Annotated in this window: 19 protein-coding genes and 1 pseudogene; 14 read left to right on the top strand and 6 right to left on the bottom strand. The window is 68.6% G+C overall.

The annotated features are described in order from the left end of the window. Nucleotides 1–105 precede the first annotated feature (105 nt). Nucleotides 106–360, top strand: coding sequence for a hypothetical protein (locus MYMAC_RS25245; protein WP_013941678.1), 255 nt, complete (start codon nucleotides 106–108; stop codon nucleotides 358–360). Between the two features lie 140 nt (nucleotides 361–500). Beyond that, nucleotides 501–1,364 carry a hypothetical protein gene (locus MYMAC_RS25240; protein WP_095959946.1) on the top strand — a complete coding sequence of 288 codons (864 nt, stop codon included), beginning with the start codon at nucleotides 501–503 and terminating at the stop codon, nucleotides 1,362–1,364. Between the two features lie 36 nt (nucleotides 1,365–1,400). Here MYMAC_RS25240 and MYMAC_RS25235 read toward each other — a convergent pair whose 3' ends face one another. Further along, on the bottom strand, nucleotides 1,401–3,674 hold the full coding sequence (locus tag MYMAC_RS25235) for a YfhO family protein (protein ID WP_095959945.1): 2,274 nt from the start codon (nucleotides 3,672–3,674) through the stop codon (nucleotides 1,401–1,403). Further along, the gene (locus MYMAC_RS25230; RefSeq protein ID WP_095959944.1) at nucleotides 3,671–5,149 is read right to left on the bottom strand and encodes a hypothetical protein; all 1,479 of its coding nucleotides are present in this window, start codon (nucleotides 5,147–5,149) and stop codon (nucleotides 3,671–3,673) included. The genes MYMAC_RS25235 and MYMAC_RS25230 overlap by 4 nt, the downstream gene beginning before the upstream one ends. Before the next feature lie 134 nt (nucleotides 5,150–5,283). Here MYMAC_RS25230 and MYMAC_RS25225 point away from each other — a divergent pair, with 134 nt between their 5' ends. Further along, a complete protein-coding gene (locus MYMAC_RS25225) occupies nucleotides 5,284–6,060 on the top strand; it encodes a MerR family transcriptional regulator (protein ID WP_204816942.1) in 777 nt (258 codons plus the stop codon). A gap of 18 nt (nucleotides 6,061–6,078) precedes the next feature. Here MYMAC_RS25225 and MYMAC_RS25220 read toward each other — a convergent pair whose 3' ends face one another. Continuing rightward, nucleotides 6,079–7,227, bottom strand: coding sequence for a hypothetical protein (locus MYMAC_RS25220; protein ID WP_239989004.1), 1,149 nt, complete (start codon nucleotides 7,225–7,227; stop codon nucleotides 6,079–6,081). Nucleotides 7,228–7,326: 99 nt separating this feature from the next. Between MYMAC_RS25220 and MYMAC_RS25215 the strand changes: the two genes are divergently transcribed. The 4 genes from MYMAC_RS25215 (at nucleotide 7,327) to MYMAC_RS36985 (ending at nucleotide 11,804) form a co-directional block, all read left to right on the top strand. After that, nucleotides 7,327–8,652, top strand: a complete 1,326-nt coding sequence (locus MYMAC_RS25215) for an amidohydrolase family protein (protein WP_095959941.1) — start codon at nucleotides 7,327–7,329, stop codon at nucleotides 8,650–8,652. An 8-nt stretch (nucleotides 8,653–8,660) separates the two neighbouring features. After that, nucleotides 8,661–9,647, top strand: coding sequence for a class I SAM-dependent rRNA methyltransferase (locus MYMAC_RS25210; protein ID WP_095959940.1), 987 nt, complete (start codon nucleotides 8,661–8,663; stop codon nucleotides 9,645–9,647). 418 nt (nucleotides 9,648–10,065) lie between these two features. Beyond that, a complete protein-coding gene (locus tag MYMAC_RS25205) occupies nucleotides 10,066–11,370 on the top strand; it encodes a hypothetical protein (RefSeq protein WP_095959939.1) in 1,305 nt (434 codons plus the stop codon). Beyond that, on the top strand, nucleotides 11,367–11,804 hold the full coding sequence (locus MYMAC_RS36985; protein WP_157757551.1) for a hypothetical protein: 438 nt from the start codon (nucleotides 11,367–11,369) through the stop codon (nucleotides 11,802–11,804). The genes MYMAC_RS25205 and MYMAC_RS36985 overlap by 4 nt, the downstream gene beginning before the upstream one ends. Before the next feature lie 136 nt (nucleotides 11,805–11,940). On the opposite strand, the gene MYMAC_RS25195 is transcribed toward MYMAC_RS36985, so the two are convergent. Further along, complete coding sequence (locus MYMAC_RS25195; RefSeq protein WP_157757550.1) at nucleotides 11,941–12,477, bottom strand: hypothetical protein; 537 nt, start codon at nucleotides 12,475–12,477, stop codon at nucleotides 11,941–11,943. A 93-nt stretch (nucleotides 12,478–12,570) separates the two neighbouring features. On the opposite strand from MYMAC_RS25195, the gene MYMAC_RS25190 reads away from it, so the two are divergent. The 3 genes from MYMAC_RS25190 to MYMAC_RS25180 all read left to right on the top strand — a co-directional run bounded on the left by MYMAC_RS25190 (nucleotide 12,571) and on the right by MYMAC_RS25180 (nucleotide 15,712). After that, nucleotides 12,571–13,710: an RHS repeat-associated core domain-containing protein gene (locus MYMAC_RS25190; RefSeq protein WP_157757549.1), complete on the top strand. Its 1,140-nt coding sequence runs from the start codon at nucleotides 12,571–12,573 to the stop codon at nucleotides 13,708–13,710. 584 nt (nucleotides 13,711–14,294) lie between these two features. Continuing rightward, nucleotides 14,295–15,158, top strand: a complete 864-nt coding sequence (locus tag MYMAC_RS25185; RefSeq protein ID WP_095961679.1) for an RHS repeat-associated core domain-containing protein — start codon at nucleotides 14,295–14,297, stop codon at nucleotides 15,156–15,158. Nucleotides 15,159–15,163: 5 nt separating this feature from the next. After that, on the top strand, nucleotides 15,164–15,712 hold the full coding sequence (locus MYMAC_RS25180) for a hypothetical protein (protein WP_095959935.1): 549 nt from the start codon (nucleotides 15,164–15,166) through the stop codon (nucleotides 15,710–15,712). Between the two features lie 113 nt (nucleotides 15,713–15,825). Here MYMAC_RS25180 and MYMAC_RS25175 read toward each other — a convergent pair. Next, a pseudogene (locus tag MYMAC_RS25175) lies at nucleotides 15,826–17,000 on the bottom strand (IS256 family transposase). A 185-nt stretch (nucleotides 17,001–17,185) separates the two neighbouring features. Between MYMAC_RS25175 and MYMAC_RS36975 the strand changes: the two are divergent. The 4 genes from MYMAC_RS36975 (at nucleotide 17,186) to MYMAC_RS25160 (ending at nucleotide 21,316) form a co-directional block, all read left to right on the top strand. Further along, nucleotides 17,186–17,818, top strand: a complete 633-nt coding sequence (locus MYMAC_RS36975; RefSeq protein WP_157757546.1) for a hypothetical protein — start codon at nucleotides 17,186–17,188, stop codon at nucleotides 17,816–17,818. A 501-nt stretch (nucleotides 17,819–18,319) separates the two neighbouring features. Beyond that, a complete protein-coding gene (locus MYMAC_RS25170; RefSeq protein WP_095959934.1) occupies nucleotides 18,320–19,540 on the top strand; it encodes a serine/threonine protein kinase in 1,221 nt (406 codons plus the stop codon). A 3-nt stretch (nucleotides 19,541–19,543) separates the two neighbouring features. Further along, nucleotides 19,544–20,341 carry a tRNA pseudouridine(38-40) synthase TruA gene (truA, locus tag MYMAC_RS25165; RefSeq protein WP_095959933.1) on the top strand — a complete coding sequence of 266 codons (798 nt, stop codon included), beginning with the start codon at nucleotides 19,544–19,546 and terminating at the stop codon, nucleotides 20,339–20,341. Between the two features lie 21 nt (nucleotides 20,342–20,362). After that, a complete protein-coding gene (locus MYMAC_RS25160) occupies nucleotides 20,363–21,316 on the top strand; it encodes a hypothetical protein (RefSeq protein ID WP_095959932.1) in 954 nt (317 codons plus the stop codon). A 27-nt stretch (nucleotides 21,317–21,343) separates the two neighbouring features. Here MYMAC_RS25160 and MYMAC_RS25155 read toward each other — a convergent pair whose 3' ends face one another. Beyond that, nucleotides 21,344–22,210: a universal stress protein gene (locus MYMAC_RS25155; RefSeq protein WP_239989002.1), complete on the bottom strand. Its 867-nt coding sequence runs from the start codon at nucleotides 22,208–22,210 to the stop codon at nucleotides 21,344–21,346. Nucleotides 22,211–22,414 lie beyond the last annotated feature (204 nt).

Genomic DNA, 22,414 nt, shown 5'->3' with positions numbered 1-22,414 from the left:
CATCCTCCCGATGACCGATGGAGGTGAAAGTGGGATCTGCCCTAGGGTGTGAATCACCCAAGCAGCAGGGTGTCTTTTCCACCACTGCAATCCCCGGAGAGTTCCATGAAGGCGACCTCGAAGAAGCAGCTCCGCAAGGCCCGTGGCCAAGGCATGACCGAGTACATCATCATCGTCGCCCTGATCGCCATCGCGGCCATCGGCGTGGTGACCCTGTTCGGTGACAACATCCGCAAGCTGTTCGGCGCGTCCGCCGCGGCCCTGGCCGGTGACGACAGCGTGGAGAACGATGGACAGAGCTCCAACGACACGCTGAACAAGAAGACGATGAAGAACTTCGGTCAGAACAACGCCTACTGAGCGTTGCTGACGGGGCGCCCCTGGGCGCCTTGGTTCTCATGGCAGCGGCCTCCATCTTCGGGTGGGGCTGCTGCCATCATCATTTCGGGCGGCCGTTCAGGCTCGGGCAGCCTGGGTCCAGCCGTCTCTGGTGGCTCCGCATGAACGCGCCCGTCTCCGTGGACCTGGCCTCGCTCCGGCGCCGCCTCTGGCTGTACAGGGCGCTGTCCCTGTTCCTCACGGTGTTCGTCCTCTGCGTGCTGCTGGCCTTGCGGAGCGCCATGGCGGTACCGGAGGACCCGGACGTCGAGGTCTTCGACGTGCCCGCCCGGTTCGAGGCCTTGGCGCGGAAGAACCCCGACGCGGCCGACGTGTCCGAGACCTACTTCTACGCCGAGGGCGCGACGGTCCACATGCACGTCATGGGACGCGGTCAGACGTGCCCGCTGCACATCCATCGAAAGACGCACGAGGCGACCATCATCGTCGCGGGGCAGGCGGAGGTGCAGCAGGTCTGGGGCCAGGAGGAGGGGCTGGCGGAGCGCCGTGGCACGCATGGCCCCGGAGCGCTGATCGCCTCCGGTCCATTCACCGGCCACGCCTGGTTCAACCGCGCGACGGACCGGATGCTGGGCAACCTGGTGTTCGCCTCGCCCCGCTTCGACGGCAACCTCTACGTGGAGGTGGATGACGCGCGGATGCGGGAAGGCGCGGCGCCCTTCGTCTACGCGCCGCTGCCGGCGCTCGACGTGTTCCGCGCGTCGGGAGAGGCGGTTCACGAAGTCCCGCTCCCCGTCCTGTCGGACCGGATGACGGCCGTGCAACTGGGCGAAGGGGACTACGTGGTGGAGGGCACGCGGGCGGCGCCGGTGCTCGTCTACGTCACGCACGGCGAGGGCGGCCTGTCCGCGGCGGAGGAGCGGCCGATGACGCCCGGCCAGCTCTGGGTCCTCCGGCGCAAGGCGACCGTGCGCGCCCGGCAGGGCCACCCGCTCTCCTTCTATGTCTTCCGGCCAGGGGCCTGAGCCGCGCGTCCAGACCGGGCGTGGCCGTCAGCACCGCTACCGGGCGCCGCGCCTGTCGCGACGGAGCGCCACCGCCGCGAGCCCCAGCCACCCCGCCAGTGACAGCGCGAGGCCGACGCGAAAGCTCAGCGGACGGTACTCGAAGCGAACGGTGTGGAGGCCCTGGGAGACACGCACGGCCCGCAGTGAGACGTTCGCGCGGTGCAGCGGCACCTCCTGACCGTCCACCGCCGCGTGCCAGCCCGGGTAGTGGCTGTCGGAGACAATCAGGTAGCTGTCGTCGCAGGCCTCGACGGCCAGCTCCAGGTGCTGCGCGCCCCGGCTCCGGGTCTCCACGCGGCCCATGCAGCGGGGTCTGTCCAGCGGCTCGCCGGTCGCCAGATAGGCGATGTTCCGGAAGGGTTGGTCCGCGTCGATGACGGCCTCCAGGGCCTCTTCGTCGCTCGCGAGCCGCGCCTGTTGCACCAGGAAGGCCCGGGGCAACGCGGTCCGTGAGCGCGACAGCGTGGTGCCATCCTCGGCCTGGTGCAGCAGCTCCAGGTCGTCGAAGGGGGGCGGTCCCCTCCGGACGTAGTGGGTGACACCCGCGAGGTCGTAGACGCTCCGTTCGCCCGCGTGGTGGAAGCGCGCCGTGTACCGGGGCTCGGGGGCCCCGTATCCCTCCAGGGCGGGCAGGCGGGCTTCCACGAAGCGGTTGGGGGTGAGCCTGTCGAGGCTGCGCTCGATGCCGTCCTTCGACTGCGTGCGCGTCGGGTCCTCCGGCCCTTCGATGTCCACGCTGATGCGTCCCTCGAACACCTCGGGAAGCAAGGGGCGCAGCGCGGAGGGCCGCGCCAGGGACTCGGACGGGGTGTAGCGGGGCTGCCCCAGGAGGACCTGCGCCGCGACCAGCTCCAGGATGACCAGCGAGGCCAGCCCGGCCCTGACCCGCCCGGGACGCGTCCCGCGCGTGCCGGGGAGCAGGGCGAGCAGGACGAGCGCGAGGCCCAGCCAGAAGGGAACCCACGGCGCGCCGGCCTCGGCCGAGGCCCTCATGGGGAGCTGGCGAACCCCCCAGCCGATGGTGGCGGCGGCCAGCACCGTGCCCGTGAGCGTCACGGCCGCCAGGAGGCCCGACGGACGGCGCTTCCTGGCGAGCCTGCCGAGCACGTCCACCCCGAACGCGGCCAGGACGGCGAGGCAGAAGGCCGCGCCCACGAAGTACTTGGCCGGGTAGCGGAAGAAGGTGAACGGGGGAATGGATTGGAGGAGCCAGGCCGCCGGAGGGAAATGGCGCCCCAGGCTCAAGAGCACCAGGAACAGGGCCCCCAGCGCGAAGGGCTCAATTCGCCGCGGCCCCCAGAGCGCGCCGAGCCCCGCGAGCACGCACGGCAGGGTGCCCATGAAGAGGGTGATGATGAACCACTGGTCCTGGCCCCAATAGGTGTCACGGGGCGAATCCGCGAGCGGCCAGAAGACGGAGAGGACCTGGGGCCAGGACATGGACCAGGTCAACTGCTCGGCCCAGTCCGACTGCAGGCGCATGGAGTGTCGGGCGAACTCCGCCGCGGGCAGCAGCGCCACCGCGGTGAGGACCACCGCGCCTCCGAAGGCCGCCGCCACGCGAACCATCGCGAGGCCTCTGGGCCTGAGCGCCTGCCATCGCGGGGGGCGGGGCGTCGTCGCGCTCCGGGGGAGCCTGGGCGCCCCCATGCCCGCCACCGCCATGGCAATCAGGCCTTGCCACAGCGTCGTCTCCGGTGAGCCCGCGAGCAGGGACATCGCGCCGTACAGGGCCAGGCGGAGCCAGGGGCGGCGTCCCGGCTGGTGGCGCACGTCGTATGCGGCGCACAGCAGCAAGCCGCTCCAGGCCGCAGCGTCGACGACGTTCTGCTGGATGCCGAGCCCGACCATCAAGGGCGACAGGCCAAAGGTGGCCCCCGCGACGAGCGCCGCGGGCCAGGAGGCGTTCAACCTGCGCGTCAGCAGGAAGACGCCCGTGGCCGCGAGCACCGTGTGCGCGAGGTGCAGCACCGTCATGGACGCGACGGGCCCCGCGGCCAGCAGCGCGAGCCAGCGCGGCGGGTAGAAGGCCTGCGAGTACAACGTGGCGGCGAAGGGCTGTCCCAGTCGGAGGTAGGGGTTCCACAGGGGCACCTCGCCCGCGCGCAGCGACTCCAGCAGGAACGCCGAGTCCGGGAAGAAGATGCGGAAGACGTCGCGGCCCGCCAGCAGGTGTCCCGACAGCACGGACCGGTACGTCAACGTGAGCAGCGCCAGCAGGCCCAGCACGGACAGCGCTGTCCGCAGGCGTGAATCCTTGCGCCTCATGGCGGTTCCATCACGGTGCCGCGCTCCTGGACCCAGAGCACGTAGTTCCCATCCCGCGTCACCTCGCGCCAGCCGCCCCGGGCGCGCAGGTGGTCGAGCAGGATGTTGCCCGGATTCGTCGTGTTCCAGAGCAGGTAGTCCGGGGCATAGCGCGCCAGCGCCTCTTCCCAGCCGGGCTCGCCCCAGAGCAGCCGGGTGTAGTCCTCGTGGATGGACAGGGGGAAGGGGTCATTCCGGCTGTCGATGAAGACCTTGTACTCCGCTCCCGCGAAGAACGAGATGGCGCCGCCGATGACGAAGGGGTTGAGCACCTTCCCGGGAGGCAGCTTCCGGAGCTCCTCCAGCGCGTCAATGGGGATGAGGCGCCGGCGCACGCCTTGTTCCACCGGCAGGGGATTGAGCGCGTGGATGGTGGCGAGGACCAGCAGCACGAGCGCGGGCCAGAGCGGGCCCTCCGCGCGTGCGCTCCAGCGAGCCAAGGCGCCATCGAGCCGCTGCCAGGGCCACTTCACGGCCTCGCTCGCGGTGGGCCGTCGGCTGTGCTCCAGGATGGCGAGGGCCATCAGGACGGCCGCGAAGGGGGCGTGTCGCTGGACCTTGATGGCCGCGACGCCCAGCACGAGGGTGGGCAGGAGGATGGCAAACCGGCGGTCGGGCGCGCCGCCCACGACGAAGAGGGCGGCCCCGAAGAGCGCAAGGTAGGCCCAGCTCGAGCCGAGGTCGAGGTCCAGGGGGCGCCACTCCACGATGTTCTGCGTGGAGGGCAGCAGGGAGTGGTGGAAGGGATAGAGGTAGATGTTCATGCCATCGGGCCCCAGGCCCGCGGCGAGGAACGCGGCGGCCGCGAAGGCCAGCCCCCGGAGTGCCTTGCGTCTGTCTCCGGCGGAGTCCAGCGCCATGCCCAGGGCTGTCCCTCCCAGGAGCGCGGGCCCCAAGGGCCAGCTTCCGTGGAGGTTGGCCCACAGGACACCGAGGACGGGGAAGAGCCAGAGGATGCGCGTATTGCCCGCGCGCCAGGCCTGGACACTCACCACCGCGACGGTGAACAGGAGATGGCCCAGGTGGTAGGGCCGCTCCTGGCCCCACGTGGGGGCATGGACCAGCAGGACGGCGGTGAAGACGGCCAGCGCCAGCAGCCCTCGCCCGCCGGAAGCCGCCCGGCCCACGGCGGACCAGAGCAGCAGCACGTTGGCGACGACCAGCATGGCGATGAGCAGTCCCGGCCCGCCCGCCCCCAACCCGCGGATGAGCGCCATGCAGGCCACCCCAAAGCCCCACTCGTGAGGCACCCAGCCCGCGGTCCCCGTGATGCTGAAGGGGTCCACGCGCGTGAAGCCGTGCTCCAGGAGAAACCGCCCCCCCGCGAGGTGGAAGAAGAGGTCGAAGTTGTTGAGCGGTGACATCCCGAGCCAGGCCGCGAGCACCACGGCGATGAGCGCCGCCGGGCCTGGGAGGAGGAGTGACTGCTGACGCATGGCGGGCAGGCTACCGTGTTACGGCAGGCACGCGAAGGCAGCGGCGCGAGCTGGCCAGCGGAGGCCGCGCGACTTCTCCCGGGCTTGACCCTCACGCGACGTGAGACCCTACACCTCTTCTCAACGAGGTGGAGATGGCCCTGACGGTGAGCCAGGTGGCCCGGCTGGCGAAAGTCAGCATCCGGGCGTTGCACCACTATGACGAGCTGGGCTTGTTGCGTCCGTCGGACCGCAGTGCGTCGGGCTACCGGCTCTACTCGCAGGCGGACCTGCAGCGGCTGCAGCAGGTGCTCTTCTTCAAGGAGCTGGGTTTCCCGCTGGAGGAGATCCGCCGCATCCTGGCCGACCCCACCTTCGACCTGCGCGCCGCCCTGCGGATGCAGCGGCAGCTCCTGACGGAGCGCGCCGCCCGGCTGGACGCGCTGGTGCACGCCGTGGACGCAGCGCTGGACGCGCTGGAGAAGGGGACGCACGTGGACAAGGAAGACATGTTCGAGGCCTTTGGCGACTTCGACCCGTCGAAGTACGAGGAGGAGGCGAAGCAGCGTTGGGGGGAGACGGAGGCCTACAAGGAGTCCTCCCGGAGGGCCGCGCGCTACAAGAAGGAGGATTGGAAGCGCATCAAGGAGGAGGGGGACGCCCTCTTCCAGGCGCTGGCGGACCTGCTCGCCGCGGGGACCCCTGCCGCGTCGGACGCGGCCATGGACCTGGCCGAGGCGCACCGGCAATACCTGGGCAGATGGTTCTACACCTGCCCGCCCGCGATGCACCGGGGCCTGGGAGAGCTGTATGTGGCGGATCCGCGCTTCACGGAGAACATCGACAAGGTGCGTCCGGGCCTGTCGTTGTTCCTGCGGGACGCCTTCGCGGCCAACGCGGAGCGGCAGGGGGGCGGAGGCACCTGCGTCTGACGCGCGGTGACGCTCCGGCTAGTTGAAGCCCAGCCGCTTCAGCATCACCGCGCGGATGGACGGAATCCGGAAGCGGTAGATGAGGGCGTCCGCGAAGTAGTGGGCCAGCACGCACGCGAAGCCCAGCGACGTCATGGCGCGCAGCAGGGGATGCGTCTCCGCCACGCCCATGTTGCTGCCCAGCGCGCCCCGCACCACGCCCTGCTGGAGCAGGCCATGCACCGCGCCCAGCGCCAGCAGGGGCAGCATGGACGCAATCATCGCCGGGACGATGAGCTTCCGGGGCAGCCGGGGCGTATCCCCCTCACGCGGCTCCAGCATGCGCGCGGTGAGCATGTAGTACTCCAGCCCGTGCATACCGGGCAGCATGACGTAGCCCCACGTCGGCGCCACCAGCACCAGCCCGGTCGCCGTCGCCATGGCCAGGAGGTACAGCACCTTCGGCCCGCTGACGGCCTCCGTGCGCATCACGGAGCGGAACAGCAACAGGAAGTAGCCCAGCCACACCAGGAGCAGCACCGCCAGCATCCCGTGGGGCAGCACATGGCCCTGGCCCACATCCAGGTACGCGGGCGCGTCGGGCCCCGCGGACTCGGCGACGAAGAAGATGCGCACCAGCAGCAGCGTGAGCAGCAGCGGGACGTACATCTGTTGCAGCTTGCGCTCCAGCACGGACGCCCCGGGCAGCCCGGCCTTGCTCGCGCGCAGCCCGTGGAGCGACCAGATGCCCCGGTGCTGGGACAACGTGTGGTGCGTGCCGAAGACGTTGAAGAGGACCGCCACGCCGTACATGTGCGCGGTGCGCTCCGCGTAGAACGTGAAGAAGAGCACCGTGCCCACCGCCAGCATGGCCAGCGAGCCCGCCAGCACCTGCCTGGGCTGGCCCGGAGCCGACGTGAGCACGTCCCGGTGCACCGCGAAGAGCAGGAACGTCAGGATGACATGGGTGGCGTTGCCGAGCAGGTTCTGCGCCGTCCAGGCCGAAAGGCGGTGCGCGCTCTCCGCGGCGCCCGGGGCCAGCCAGACGTTGGCGGCCGCGGTGCACAGGGCCAGGGCCAGGGGCAGGGCGACGATGAGGGCATCTGCCCGCGGCGAGAAGAGCCACAAGCCCCGGAAGGCCAGGGCCCCTGGCGGGGTGGGGGCCGTCACGGGGGACGGGGAGTTCACGGCGGGGCTCAGCGGCGTCATACCGTACGGACCCTAACATGCACGCTGGCAGCCGCGCCCCCTCGCGCCCCGCCGGGCCCGTGGTAGAACAAGCCTTTCATGGAAGGCCGCCTGCTTCTGAAAAACTGTGCCGTGTTCAGGGCGGACGGGCGCGTCCGTCATGGCATGGCCGTGGTGGTGGAAGGCAGCACCATCCGTCGCGTCGCGCCGGACGCCCAGGTGCCCGTGCTGCCGGGGGACTGGGAGGTCGCCTGTCGCGGCCGGCTGGTGGCGCCGGGCCTGGTGGACTGCCACACGCACCTCGTCAACGGTCAGCTCCTGCCGCCCACGGGGCACTTCCTGATGCTCCCGCCGCGCGAGCGCCTGGACCGGCTCCGGCACGTGGCGCGGCTGCTCACCAACGAGGACGTGGAGGCCCTCACCCGTTACGCGGCGGCCCGGGCCCTGCGCAATGGCGTCACGCTGGCGGTGGAGCACCTGTCCTGCCAGGACGTGGCGGGAGGGCTCGCCGCGCAGGCGCGCGCCGCCGAGGCCGTGGGCCTGCGGCTGGTGACGAGCCACTCCACCCATGGGCTGGATGGCGCCGCGCAGGCGCAGACGTGGCTGGACGCCAACGCGGACTTCACCCGCGCGCACCGGGAGCACCCGCTGGTGCGGGGCGCGCTCGGCTTCCACGCGTCGTTCACCTGTGATGACGCGCTGCTGCGCCGCATCGCGGAGCTGAGCCGGGTGCTGGACGCGCCCACCGTCTTCCACCTCGCGGAGAGCGAGGACGACCTCTCCACCACCTACGCCCAGCACGGCAAGCGGGTGGTGCCGCGGCTGGACGCGCTGGGGCTGCTCGGGCCCCGCGCCATCGCGGGCTATGCGCGCGTGCTGGACAGCGCGGAGGCGGAGCTGCTGGAGCAGAGTGGGGCCTTCGTGGCGCTGGCGGCCCGGGGCGCGCGCACGCTGGAGCGCGGCGCGGACCCCATGGACGCGGTGCTGTCGCGGGTCCACCTGCTGGGGCTCGGCACGGGCGGCCACGGCAGCCTCCAGGACGAGCTGCTCGCCGCGCTGGTGGGGGTGCTGCGCATCTCCCGCTCCGGGCGGCTGCCGGACGTGGATGGCGCGCTGGCGCACCTGCTGGTCAACGGCCCGGCGGAGCTGTGCACGCGGCTGTTCGGCCTGCCCTCCGGCAACGTGGAGGAGGGGAGCATCGCGGACCTCGTCGTCTATGACGTCGTCCCCACCGCGGACCCGGAGACGGGCTACTCGCCCTATCTGCTCGGGCAGCTCGCGCATTCGCCGGTGGGGTGGACCATCGTCAATGGCCGCGTCTGCGTGCGCGAGGGCCAGGTGCTGGGGCTCGACTACGTGGAGCTCTCCCACGCGGCGACCCAGGCGCTGGAGCGTGTCTGGACGCGCGCGCGGCTGGGCAGTTGAGCGGCGGCATGGGTGCATCGCCTTCTTCCCTGGTGGATACGCTGCGCGCGGCGCGCGGCCGGCGCGGGCCGTTGCTCGGGGACGCGCGGACCACGGCCTGGCGCGTGCTGAACGCCGAAGCGGACGGCGTGCCGGACGTGACGGCGGACGTGTTTGGCGACGTGTACGTCATCAGCCTCTACCGGGACTTCACGCCGGCCGAGGAGGAGGCCTTGCTCGACGCGGCCGTGGCCGCCTGGGCGCCTCGCAGCCTCTACCTCAAGCGCCGCCCCCGGGAGGCGCGGGTCCTGGCCAACGTGGCGAAGGAGTCGCTTGCGCCCGAGGCACCCGCCCGGGGCGAAGCGGTGGAGTCCTTCACCGCGCTCGAGAACGGCCTGTCGTTCCTCATCCGTCCGGCCCAGGGGCTGTCGGTGGGGCTGTACCTGGACATGCGGGACACGCGGGCGTGGCTGCTGTCACAGGCGCGAGGCCTCACCGTGCTCAACCTCTTCTCCTACACCTGTGCCTTCGGCGTGGTGGCCACGGCGGGTGGCGCGAAGCGGGCGCTCAACCTGGACGCGAGCCGGCGCGTGCTGGAGTGGGGCGAGGAGAACGCGCGCCTCAATGGCCAGACGGTGGACCGGTACGACTATGTGGCCGGTGACGTGTTCGACTGGCTCAAGCGGCTGGCCAAGAAGGGCGAGTCCTTCGACATCGTCATCTCGGATCCGCCGTCGTTCTCTACGACGCGTAGTGGGCGCTTCTCCGCCGCGCGCGACTATGCGCGGCTGGCCGAGGCCGCCGCGCGCGTGGTGAGTCCGGGAGGGCAGTTGGTGGCGTGCTGCAACCACGCCGGGCTGCCTTCCCGCCGCTTCGAGGCCATGGTGCTTGAAGGGGTGTCCCAGGCGGGCCGCCAGGGGAAGTCGCTGGGCTCGCTCGGGCCTTCCGCGTTGGATTTCCCTCCGCCGCCTGGACAGGAACCGGCGCTGAAGGTGCACCGCGTTCAGGTCCGGTAGCATCGGCGGCAGACGGGGCTCACGTAACCGTTCAGGGGTGGTGTTGAGGCCGTCGTCGGGGTGTGCAACCCGTGGTGGATGAACACGAGAACCCCAGCGACGCTTGACGCGAAGATTGAAAGACGGGTTCGCGCGCACCTGCTGGCGCAGCAACTCCTGGTGAAGGCGGCGGTGGAGCGCGCATTCTCAGGGCTGACCGCCTCGCCAGGCGTAGCGACGCAGCGCAGAAGGACGGGAGTCCGGCGGCATTCAAGCGCGGTCACAGCTGGGGGCGACGACGCCGCGAATCGAAACCTACGGGTACGACAGGAGCCTGAAGCTGGTGTCAGCCGGGCGGCCGACGGGGAATGTGGCGGCGACGGGAGGGACGTACACGAGCCGGAGCTTCGAATACGACAATCGAGGAAACCGCACGAGCATGTCCGCGGATGGTACTGCCTATGCCTTTGCAATGGCGCCGGCGCTGGCGGTGGACAGGTTGGCGGAATGGGGGGCGACGGCGTCGGGGAGTCTGCTGTGGTATGCGCTGGCGTATGACGAGGACGGGCGAGTGACGTCGCAGCGATGGGCGCATGGGGTGAGTGGGACGCCGGTGTTTGTCCAGGGGTTTGAGTATGGAGTCGACGAGAGCGCGCAGATTGGTGTCGCGACGGACACTGTCTTCCGGGCAGTCAACCGCAATGGAGCCATTTATAATTACTTCTACGATGCACAGGGGCGGCGGCGGCTGAAGGCCTATCCCGGAGGGACGAAGGACGAGTACTTCAATAGTGCAGGGCACAAGTTGCTGACGGACCGGGGGAATGACGGCTTTTCGATGGCGGTGGGGCACCACGCGACGGACGACTATGTGTGGTTGGGAGGCAGGGCGGTGGCCGTCATCCGCGCGAAATTCAGCAGCGCGTGGGCGCGTCAGGAGGATGGGGTGGGCAGCTGCACGCGCAATGAAGAGGCGGCCGCGTGTGGGGTGTATTTCCCGGTGGTGGACCACATCGGCAAGCCGGTGGTGATGCTGGACGCTTCGCGGCGAGTGGCGGGTGCTGCGGACCATGACCCGTTTGGGCACGTCAACCGGGTGTCGCAGGTGGCGGAGACGGCGCACCCGTATGGGAGTGGAAGCAGCGTGAGTCTGACGACGCTGATGCAACCGGTGAGTGCGGGAGTTGAGGTGGTGCGGATGCGTGCGTTGTACCACTTGGTGGACACCGAGAGTGGCGCGGCGAGCGTCAGTCTGGTGGACGCGGATACGACGGCGAACTTGCATTCCACCTCAGAGGTGCGGAAGGGGAATGTCGTGACGCCGTGGGTGCAGCCTTCGAGTGGGCGAGTGGAGGTGAAGTTTGCTGCGAGTGCGACGGCGGCGTCAGGCTACCAGGGGGTAGTGCTGGAGGGGTATGAGTACCAGCGGTACCAGTCAGGGGCGGAGCCCTTCTGGATTCCGTTGCGGTTTCCTGGTCAGTATAACGTTGGCGGGAACATCGATCTGTACGACGGCAGGGTTCGCAGCGACCTCTACAACCCCGTCACGAACCTCGCCCACGAACTGACTCATGCCAGCCTGTTCGACAACGAGTACCTCGGCCGTCCTGGTGCGCCGGAGCCCATCCCTAGATTCGCAGGTGATGCGGTGGATGGCGCTCTCCCAGATTCCCCCAACGCGCTGGTGACGCCGCACAAGATGATGGAATGGTACTGGCAGAGCGTCTTCGGAGGCGGCCCGTGACGCTCTGCACGGGTCTGGCGATCCTGGGGCTCTGCTTCCCACTTCCGGGAACTACGCGAACCGAGATCGAAGCAGCGGGGTGGAGAGTTAGAGAAGAAGACGCCGGCCGCTGGTGGAAGAGCGGCTGGTTCAGTGCTGGTACGTACCGGGTCTTGGCAGGCGTGAGCGGGCAGAAGGATCGACTCCAAGCGCTGATCATCGCGGAGCCCCAGAGCGAGTATCCGCAGTTGAAACCGCTCCTCGACAAGCACTGTTCGAGCGGGGACGGGACCATCCTCGCCTGCCGTCTTGCTGGCCGCGACTTGTCGGCGATGCGCTGCCTTGGAGGCTGGATGATCACCGCGAAGGGGGTAGCTGGTCGCGATCCGACTCTACGCGAGCAGTGCGAGAAGCTCGCTCCGCTCTTCGAGGAAGTCCTCAAGGAGAAGAAGTAGGGGCGCACAACCTGAACCTTCCGCCCCACCCACCCTCTCCCTCGGGCGTCAGGCCGCTGGTGGACGCCTTCCACCTCCAGCCGCACGTCCCTGCGAAAACGCACCACGTACTCGAACCCCAGCTGCGCCAGCAGGGTTACAGCCGTTGGTCCGCGAAGCCCCGGTCCGCCAGCACGGTCACCTTCACCCCTTCGGGCACACACTCCTTGAGCCGCAGCAGCAACTCATCCTCCGCCTGGGCACGGTTGCCCGCCAGCGCGCTCTTCTGCAGCGTCATCCACAGCAGGGGCGTGGTACGCCCGTATGAGGTAACGAGACTGGCCACCAGCGTGGTGTGGTCGTCGGATTCGAAGTCCGTCCAGTCCAGCGCCACCAGCGCCTCGGAGCGCTCGGCCAGCACGTACGGCACCCACGCGGCCGCCCGCTTCCACACGTCCACGGCCTCATTGGACAGCAGCCGGTCCACCTGCTTGATGCCGTGCTTCTCCATGCCGCCTCGGGCCCACGCCAGCGCCTGACCAATGGCGTGCACCGACAGCGACGCGGCATGCACCACGCCCAGCGTCGCATGCGACAGCGACAGCACCCTCTTGGCATGCAGGTCCTGCTCGAACAAGCTCTCCAGGAACGCCCGCACCTGCTCTTCGTTGATGGCCACCTTGCGTACCAGCATGGCCTCTCCTCCTGCACCCCACCACTTTGCCTCGCACGCGGCTGTCAGGTAGGCGTCTGGCCATCCGCTCGCTCAAATGCGGGGATCGCTCAGGTGGTGGACCACATCGGCAAGCCGGTGGTGATGCTGGACGCTTCGAGGCGAGTGACGGGTGCCGCGGACTATGACCCGTTTGGGCACGTCAACCGGGTGTCGCAGGTGGCGGAGACGGCGCACCCGTACACGAGTGGAAGCAGCGTGAGTCTGGGGACGCTGACGCAGCCGGTGAGTGCGGGAGTGGAGGTGGTGAGGATGCGTGCGCTGTACCACCTGGTGGATACGCAGAGTGGTGCGGCCAGCGTCAGCCTGGTGGACGTGGATACGGCGGCGAGCCTGGATTCCACCTCGGAGGTGAGGAATGGGAATGTCGTGACGCCGTGGGTGCAGCCGGCAAACGGTCGGGTGGAGGTGCGGTTTGTGGCGAGCGCAACGGCGGCGCCAGGCTACCAGGGGGTGGTGCTGGAGGGCTACGAGTACCAGCGGTACCAGTCTGGAGCGCAGCCCTTCTGGATTCCATTGCGGTTCCCTGGCCAGTACCACGATGATGAAACGGGATTCGCTGAAAATTGGAATCGTTTCTATAATCCATCGATAGGTAGATACCTGCAGCCCGAGCCCATGCTCCAGAGCCCGAACTTCGTGAAGGGTATGGCGTCGCAGGGTATGAGCGCGCCTGCTTACGCCTACGCGAACAACGACCCCTTGCACTTCACGGACCCGACCGGCCTCGAAGTACGCCTTGAAACTGATCGGTACTGGGACCTCATGCAATCGGCGATGTCTCGCCTAAGAAATTGTCCCGCCGTTGGTCAGTGGATGGCGAAGTGCTTCGGTTCCAATCCGTTCACCAATTCCAGCGATCACTTGGTCCGCTACTTCCACGATGAGAGCCCGTTGGGGTGTTGGCAATCGGGGACGGCGGCAACGACCAACTGGTTCAGTAACACCACGAACATTTGCTCGTCGATGTTCCAGTCCCGGATCTTCTCGGGCTCGGGCACATGGCGCGGCGAGCGCGAAATGGCCGCCACGATGCTTCACGAGCTCTCTCATCAGTTGTCCCTTGGGACGAACGACGCGCTCACGCGGCTTGGTGCGGCCAGCCCTGACGGCGAGTGCTCTGCCGTCGCCGCTGAAAAGCTTGCATACAAGCTTTATGACCAAGGGTGCGGGGCAATCGATGGGTGCAAGTAACGCAGACACGACGAAGCGCACCGCCACTATCGTCGCGATCACGGCATCGGTTTGCTCCATGCTCGCGTCGCTCTGGGGCTGGTGGGCCTTCAGGCTCACCCGGGGATTGGAGAGGCTCGCCGAATTGCCAGGTGTCGATGAACTCTCTGCCCGGAGGGTGGCCTCACTTGGAGCACTCCTCGCATGGGAGTTTCCGATTGCGGTCGCTGCCGTCATCGTCGCCGCAGTGGCGTGCATTCCACGCTACGGACGGAAGTGGGCACTCCTGGCACTTGGCTTATCCATCGGAAACACCGTGCTACGTTTCGCAATGATGTAGGGCGCGGGGCACGCGCCAGTTCCCGCGCGCAACCCAGACCTTCCGCCCCACCCACCCTCTCCCTCGGGGCTCAGGCCGCCTGAACGGGGTCAGGGTTGTGCTCCAGCGCCCAGGCCCGGGTCAGGGTCCGCCGGGGCACGTGCAGGGCCTGGGCGATCTCCCTCCAGCTCCGACCCATGGCCCTCAGCTCGGCCACGGCCTGGAGATCCACATCCCGCCTGGGCCTGCCCACGGCCTTGCCGCTCCTGGTCCTGCCGGTGTGTTGATGGTCACCAAGAAGCGCGGATTATGCCGAGCTCGGCATAACCCGCGCTCCGCGATGACCGCCAACAATACGCAGAGTGGTGCGGCCAGCGTCAGCCTGGTGGACGTGGATACGGCGGCGAGCCTGGATTCCACCTCGGAGGTGAGGAATGGGAATGTCGTGACGCCGTGGGTGCATCCGGCAAACGGTCGGGTGGAGGTGCGGTTTGTGGCGAGCGCAACGGCGGCGTCAGGCTACCAAGGGGTGGTGCTGGAGGGCTACGAGTACCAGCGGTACCAGTCTGGAGCGCAGCCCTTCTGGATTCCATTGCGGTTCCCTGGCCAGTACCACGATGATGAAACGGGATTCGCTGAAAATTGGAATCGTTTCTATAATCCATCGATAGGTAGATACCATCAGCCCGAGCCGATGATGCCGGACCCGAGGTTCATCCGGCGGATGGCGCTCCAGGGGCACAACGTGAGCGCCTACGCCTACGCGATGAACAACCCGCTGTACTTCACCGACCCGAACGGCCTGTACCCGACGCCGTGGACCCCTGGGAAGCTCTGCGTCTCGTCGTCCTGCAAGAAGGACGATGGCAACTCCTGCAAGGATCTTCCGGAGACCTCCCCGAAGACGGGCGACCCCGGTGAGCTGAAGAACCTCCCTGCGCCAGGGACGTGCACGGACAGCGACGCCGTGTACATGGACACCGGCGTCTACAAGATCCCGAACAACTGCAAGTGCACGGTCGAGTGCGACTCGAACGGCGTGCAGGAACTCTCGTGTACCTGCTGGCCGTGGTGGCTCGGATCGCCGACCCATTACCCTCCGGGTACGAACTCACCAGCGGGCTGGCCGCCCAACACGTCGACGCCATGAAGCGGATGCGAGTTCGGATCCTCGGGGGCGTGCTCGCGCTCGCGGTGGCGTTGATGCTCTTCGTGGTGTGGAAGACTCGGCCGCAGACGAAGTACGCCGCTGGCTTCTCGGAAGCCGGGTTCAGCGCGATCCAGCCGGGAGAGACCGAAGCGGATGTGATGCAGCGGTTGGGCAAGCCGCTCACCACGTACTCCGAGGAGACGGTCGAGGAGTGGTGCTTCGGCACCGGGACGGCCGAACCGAGTCAGGGGCAGCACTGGATCGGTCGGGTGCTGGGCTGGCCATCGGAGGCAGCGTGCCTGTACCTCAAGGATGGTGTGGTGGTGAGCGTGAGATCGAGCGGCGGCAGTCGCCTGGCGCAGCTCCAGGGAAAGACCGCCGACGAGGTAGCGCGTGAGATGGGCAAGCCGAAGTACATCGTCCCCGCAGGCATGAAGGTGACGCTGCGTTACTCCGAGCCTCGGCAGCCGACGGACTCCTACGAGGCGTTCCTGGTGATCCTGGACGGTGAACGAGTCGTCCGAGGCACCAAGCACTTCGTGTACCTCGACTGACACGCCGTCCGCCGTGTCAGGCACAACCTTCACCTTGCGCCACACCCTGCTGCCCCCGGTCAAGTCCCGGATCGTGTGTAGGAGGGGGAACGGGGGGAGGGCCTCGGCGTGCTTCACGCAGACTGCTGAACGGACTGTTCTTGGATGGGATTGAGCAGGGACATGTCGAGGTAGCGGCGGTCTCTCCAGATGCTGGAGACCTCCAGGGCGACGGTGGTGATGAGGCGCAAGGCACTGGCCCTGTCGGGGAAGGCACCGACGGAGCGGGTGCGGCGCTTCACCTCGCCGTGGAGGCGCTCCAAGCCGTTGGTGGAGCGAAGGCGGCGCCAGTGCGCGGAGGGGAAGTCGTAGAAGACGGTGGCGTGAGCGAAGCCCTTCTCCAGGCAGGCGACGGCCTCGGGGAGTTGGGCGCCCAGGCCAGCCTTGAAGGCCTCCAGGCGGGCCCTGGCCTCCTTGCGGCTGGGGGCGTTGAAGAGGGCGGACACCTCACGTGCGACGCGCTGGGTACCTTGGCGGCCACGTTGCGAGTCAGGTGCACGGTGCAGCGCTACTGACGGGCCTCGGGCAGCAGCCGGCGCACCGCGGCCTCCAGGCCCGCATGGCCGTCGGCGATGACGAGGCGCACACCGGCAAGGCCGCGCCCCACCAGTTGCTCCAGCAGCTCCCCCCAACTGGCCTGGGACTCGCTGGGCCCCAGGGTGACGGCGAGCAGGTGCCGATGCCCGTCCTCGCCGACGTCGTAGGCCACCAGGGCGGAAATATTCTCCACCGCCCGGGCCCACCGGGCGTCGAGGAAGGTGGCGTCCAGGTAGACGTAGGGGAAGGGCTGCTCGAGGTGGGCCTTCCTCAAACCCTCCACCTTCCCTTCCAGCACCTTCGTCACCCGGCTCACCGTGGAGCGCCCCACGCCCTCGCCCAGCAGCGCCTGTGTCACCTTGCCCACCTTGCGCGTGGAGACGCCCTGCACGTACGCGGCGGTGATGGCGTCATCCACCTGCTCGGTGCGACGTCGGTAGCGCCCCAGCACGGCGCCAGCACTGCCACTCTGTCGCGTGCGTGGCACCTGCAACTCCAGCGCTCCCACCGACTACGTGAGGCCTCGCCGGTAGCTGCCGTTGCGCACGTCCGCCCGGCCCACCATCCGCTGCCACCGGCCAGCCCCCACCAGCTCCCGTACCTCTTCCTCCAGCAGGGCCTCCAGCGTCATCCGAATGGCGCCTCGAAACAGCGCTCGCAGGTCGGCCTGCACCTCTTCGTGCGCGGGGAATTCGAACTCGGTGTCGTCCACGTCAGGGAACTCCTCGGCTCCCCTGCCAGGGGGAGACCGTCTCGGTTGGTTTCACCGAGGAGCTTCCCTCTTTTCCGCTCGTCCCTCCTCACCATCTACACACTTATAGGGACACGACCTTAGATGCTTGCTGGGAATCGTGGTCTTGTGATGCAAATCGTAGTTGATTGGAGTACGGTGAAGCCATGATTGGAGTCCTGGGTTGTTCTTGGCTTCGCCTTGCGTCGGTCGTGTTGATCGTGTGTGTAGGGGGAGGGTGCCGCCGTTCTGGTGTTGCAGATCGCCGTGATGCTTGGCCGGATCCTGCAGAGTTGATGCGGTTTGAGATGGTGCCAGGCGTGAGTGTCTTGGCTCCGTTCGCATCTGTTGAGCAAGGCGTGGTTTTAAAGCCCTGGGGAAGAGCCTTGTGCACGGACGCTGATCCAATTGAGCGCGGCGGGCAGGCGGGCGTGCTTTGCTCATGGTATGGTGATCATGTGTCGAGGACCCTTTCCTTTGGCTGGTTTCCTGGAGTGTTGCGAGATGGGTTGGAGCCCAAACAGCAGTTGCGCATGCTGGCGCAAAAGTTTTCGTTGAACGAAGGGCGCGACGTGAAGCTTCACGCCCTGCATGGAAGGTGGGTAGGGTGGGCCTGGACAACGCTGGCAGAAGGTAGTCTGATCCGGAATCGATATATTGCCGTGGGTTGTGGTGTTGTTTTTCTTCAGGCTGTGTCCAATGATCCGGATTTGTTTGAGGAGGCAGATTTGTTCTTTGACTCCCTGTCTGTGGATTGGGGCCGGCGTGGAGTTCAGAGTGATGGTGTCTGTCGTGTGTGATGGTTGCACTTGTGTGTGTGGCCTGTTGGGACTGGGGTGGCATTCCTGGCGATGTCAGAGCGGCAGCGCAGGACGATGCTGCCGCAGTCGAGCGCGTGGATGAGAATTCCCGCTTCTGTGGCTCTCTCCTCGCTTTACATCCCCTAACGAAAGTCAGGGTTGGATTGGCCGCAGGCGGGACCGGCCCAAGTCGGGGGATGGTCCGCGAATTCGTCCCAGGCGCCTTCTGGCGGCGCAGTGGCTCTCGTCGCTCCTGGGAATCAGTCCGCCCTCCAGTCCGGACAGAGAGCGCGGGGAACGTTCTGCATGGCCCTTCTTCCGTCAGCGCGATCTCGATGCCGCCAGGCGAGCAGCCAGGTGCTGAAGCTGTCCCGTTCCGGACTCGGCGCGACGTCCTGAAAGCCAGGGGCGCAAATGAACCGCTGGAGGACCCAACAGCGAGGTTCGGCCCGGACACTTTCTTGGCACTTCGTGGCCGCGCACGGGTAGGCTCCTCCGGTCATGCCTCCCGCTGCCCCTCCGCGCGACACCGGCCGCTTTGGAAATTACCGCCTCATCGACCGCATCGCCGTGGGGGGCATGGCCGAGATCTTCCTCGCGCATCAGCAGCAGGATGACGGCCGCGAGTCCCCCGTCGTCATCAAGCGCATCCGCCCGCATCTGTCCAAGCACGCGGCCTTCGTGAAGATGTTCCTCAACGAGGCCCGGCTGGCCGCGCAGCTCAACCACCCCAACGTCGTGCAGATTCACGACCTGGGGAAGATCGCCGACAGCTACTTCATCGCCATGGAGTACGTGTCCGGCCGCGACATGCGCCGCGTCGTCCCCAAGGCGGAGGCGCTGGGGATTCCCTTCCCGCTGGTGTACGCGGTGAAGATCGCCTCGTGCGTCTGCGCGGGCCTGCACCACGCGCACACCAAGGCGGACCTGTACGGCAACCCGCTCAACATCGTCCACCGGGACGTGTCACCGGAGAACGTCGTCGTCGCCTTCGACGGCTCGGTGAAGATTCTGGATTTCGGCATCGCCAAGGCCGCCAACCAGATGGAGCAGACGCGCAACGGCGAAATCAAGGGCAAGCTCAGCTACATGAGCCCGGAGCAGTGTCTGGGCAAGCCGCTGGACTGCCGCAGCGACATCTTCTCCCTGGGCGTGGTGCTCTACGAGTGGCTCACCGGCTTCAAGCTGTTCACCGGCGAGTCCGAGGCCGCGGTCATGCGCAGCATCACCGAGGGGAAGATCTACGCGCCGTCGTACTTCCGCGAGGACCTGCCAGAGCGCCTGGAGGTCATCCTGATGCGGGCGCTGGAGCGCGACCGGGACAAGCGGTACCAGACGGCCGCGCAGATGCAGAAGGACCTGGACGCCTTCCTGGACGCGTACGACTTCACGCCCACGGCGCTGCACCTGTCCAACTTCATCAAGCAGCTCTTCGAGGAGGAGCTGGCCGCCGAGCAGCGCCGCCTGTCCGTGCGCGACGCGGCCGCGCCCACGTCGGAGGAGGCGCTGGAGCTGGCGGAGGTGGTGAGCGCGCTCGACACGGCGAAGTCCGTGCCCGCGCCGGAGCCTCCCGCCCATGAGGACCGCACCGAGCCGCGCACCCTGGCCGTGCCGCTGAGCCCCGCCGTCTCCGAGGCCCTGGAGGCCGTGGCCCGCCGCAACAACGTGCCCGCGGGCCGCATGGTGGCGGAGCTGCTCGAGTCCTGGCTCAAGTACCGCTGACCCATGCCCCGGCTGAAGCTGACGCTCGAATACGAAGGAACGCGCTACGTGGGCTGGCAGGTGCAGCCGAACGGGCCCTCCATCCAGTCCGTGCTGGAGTCGGGCCTGGAGCGGCTGCTCGGGACGCGCGTGTCGGTGGCCTCGGCGGGCCGCACGGACGCGGGCGTCCACGCCTCCGGGCAGGTGGCCTGTTTCGATGCTCCCCGCGTGTTGCCGCTGAAGGCCTACGTCCTGGGCCTCAACGGCCTGCTGCCGCCCGACGTGGCGGTGGTGGACGCGGTGGAGGTGGCCGAGGACTTCGACCCGCGCCGGTGGTCCCGAGGCAAGCGCTACCGGTACCGCGTGAGCAACCGGCGCACGCGCTCGCCGCTGCGCCGGATGACGCACTGGGAGGTCTTCGCGCCCCTGGACGTGGAGGCCATGCGGCGGGCCGCCACGCACCTGGTGGGCCGGCATGACTACTCCGCCTTCCGGGCGTCGGACTGCCAGGCGAAGCACGCGGTGCGCGAGCTTCGCGGCCTGTCCGTGGAGGGCACTTCGGGGGACGCCGTGTCCTTCGTGGTGGAGGGCACCGCGTTCCTGAAGCACATGGTGCGCAACCTGGCGGGGACGCTGGTGGAGGTGGGGAAGGGCCGGCGCCCCGAGGCCTGGGTGGCGGAGGTGCTGGCCTCCAGGGACCGCAAGCGCGCCGGGCCCACCGCGCCGCCCCAGGGGCTGGTGCTGGAGGAGGTCTTCTACGGAGAGGGCCCGCCTGCCCGCACGCCAGGGGGGACAGCGGACGTGGAGGAGGACGAGGGCTGAAGTGGGGTAGGCTGCCTGCCCGTGAGCCCCAAGACGAGTGTCCTCGAGCCGCTGCGCGTCCGTGTCCGTCGCTTCCAGTTCATCATGGGACTGGGGTTCATCGCGCTCATCGCGGGGTCGATTCTGAGCGTGGCGCTGACGTTTCGGCTGAGCGTGCGCATCCAGGCGGTGCCCGTGGCCACGCTGCGGGTGTTGCTGTGGGTGCTGCTGGAGAACCTGTGGGTGCTCGGGGTGCTGCCGGTGCTGTGCTACGGCGCCGCGCGGGTGATGGAGCTGCGTGCGTGGACCACGGCGGGTGGCGCGGCGCTCACGGGCGCGCTTTTCGTGAATGCCATGGCCTTCATCCAGAACGGCGTGCATGGGCTCTGGGCTGGAGACATCGGCTCGCTGTTCAGCCTGGTGGCCTTCGCTGGAGGCGTGGTGCTCAGCGCGCGCGCGGTGAGGATGGGGCGCGAGGCGGCGGCGCAGCAGTCGGTGAAGGCCCAGAGCAAGGCGCAGGAGCGCAAGTCCGAGTACGACGAGTTCCTCCGCGCGGCGGAGCAGGGCGCGGCGCGGCTGGAGCAGCGGGAGGCGCAGGCCACCCCGGCGGGTGTCGCGCCGACCGGCGCCGAGGAGGCGCAGTCCACTGTGGCGGCCGTCGCGCCGGTTGCCTCCGAGGCGGCACAGGCCACCTCGGCGGGCGTTGCTCCCGTTTCCTCCGAGGAGGCGCCGTCCACTGCGGCCGGCGTCGCGCCGGTTTCCTCCTCCGAGGGTGGGCCGTCCACTGCGGCCGGCGTCGCGCCGGTTGCCTCCGAAGCGGCGCAGGCGCCCGTGGGCGATGCCGTGCCGGGGACCGAGTCCGCGGCCGAGGCCCTCTCATCGGCGGCGCAGGCGCAGCCGGCTGGCTCGGAGGCCCAGGCGCCGTCACCCGCGGCGCCAGAGCCGACCACCGCCGCTGCTACCGGCTCTGATACGAGCAAGGCCCCCGCGGCCTGAGTCCGCGGGCAGGCAGGCCCCGTGCTTCTACTCGTCGTGCCCGGCCTCGCGGACGACGAGCACGTCGCACTTCGCCTCGCGGATGAGGTCTGTCGCGACGCTCCCGAGCAGGGCGAACGCCACGCCGGAGCGCGCCCGGGTCCCCAGGGCCAGCAGGTCCGCGCCCTGGTCGTCCACGAACTCGAGGACGATGGAGCGCGAGCCGCCGTTCTCCATCACCAGATGATAGGGCACGCCCAGCGCGTCCAGTTCCCGCTGCAAGGCCCGGAGCTTCCGCTCCGCGGAGGCCTTGAACGTGTTCTGGTAGTGCGTGCGCTCCTTGCTCTTCAGCCCGGGGAACACGGCGTACTCCAGCGGCACGTCATACGCGTGCACCAGCGTCAGCTCGGCGCCGGTCGTCATCAACGTGGGCACGAAGCGCGCCGCGCGCTTGGATGGCTCGTCCGCGTCCACCGCCACCACGGGCCGGAGGTACGGGCCGGTGGCCCGCCGGTTGGCGATGAGCACGGGCAGGACTCCGCCCCGGATGACGTTCTCCGCCGTGGAGCCCAGGAACATGTCGCGCAGCGGCTTGGCGCCATGCCGGCCCAGGACGATGAGCTCCGCGCCAAAGGCCTTGGCCCGGCGCAGGATGGCCTCCACCGGCTTGCCGCGAGCGATGTGCGTCTCGACGGTGGCCGAGGTCCCCTCGGCGCGCAGCCCCTTGCGCAACCGCTCGGCGATGCGTTCGAGCTCGCGCGCGGTGGCGTCCAGCGCCCGGGCGCCCAGCTCCGTGGGCATGCGGCTGGGGAGCGCATGGGTCAGCAGCACCTTGGCCCCCTCCGCGAGGGGGAGGTGCGCCGCCCGCCCCACCGCGTGCGCGCTCGCCTCCGAGAAGTCCGTTGGGACAATCACCCTGCGAAGGCGCTGTGGAAACGTCTGCGTTCGTGGTTTCACCCGCGAGAATCTAGCAGTTGTCGCCAAGGTTCCCTCGCGAGGGATGGGACCACCGATGCATTCACACCAGGGCTGAACGGCGAGGGGTTGCCGTGGCCCTCTGAAGCGTCCTCCACCCCACAGGGGCTCGCTTCACGGTGCTGACTGGAGGCGCCGCGTGAC

The sequence above is a fragment of the Corallococcus macrosporus DSM 14697 genome, assembly GCF_002305895.1.
GTDB lineage: Bacteria > Myxococcota > Myxococcia > Myxococcales > Myxococcaceae > Myxococcus > Myxococcus macrosporus.
Note: the sequence above shows the minus strand (reverse complement) of the source record. Positions and strands in the feature narration are given on the sequence as shown.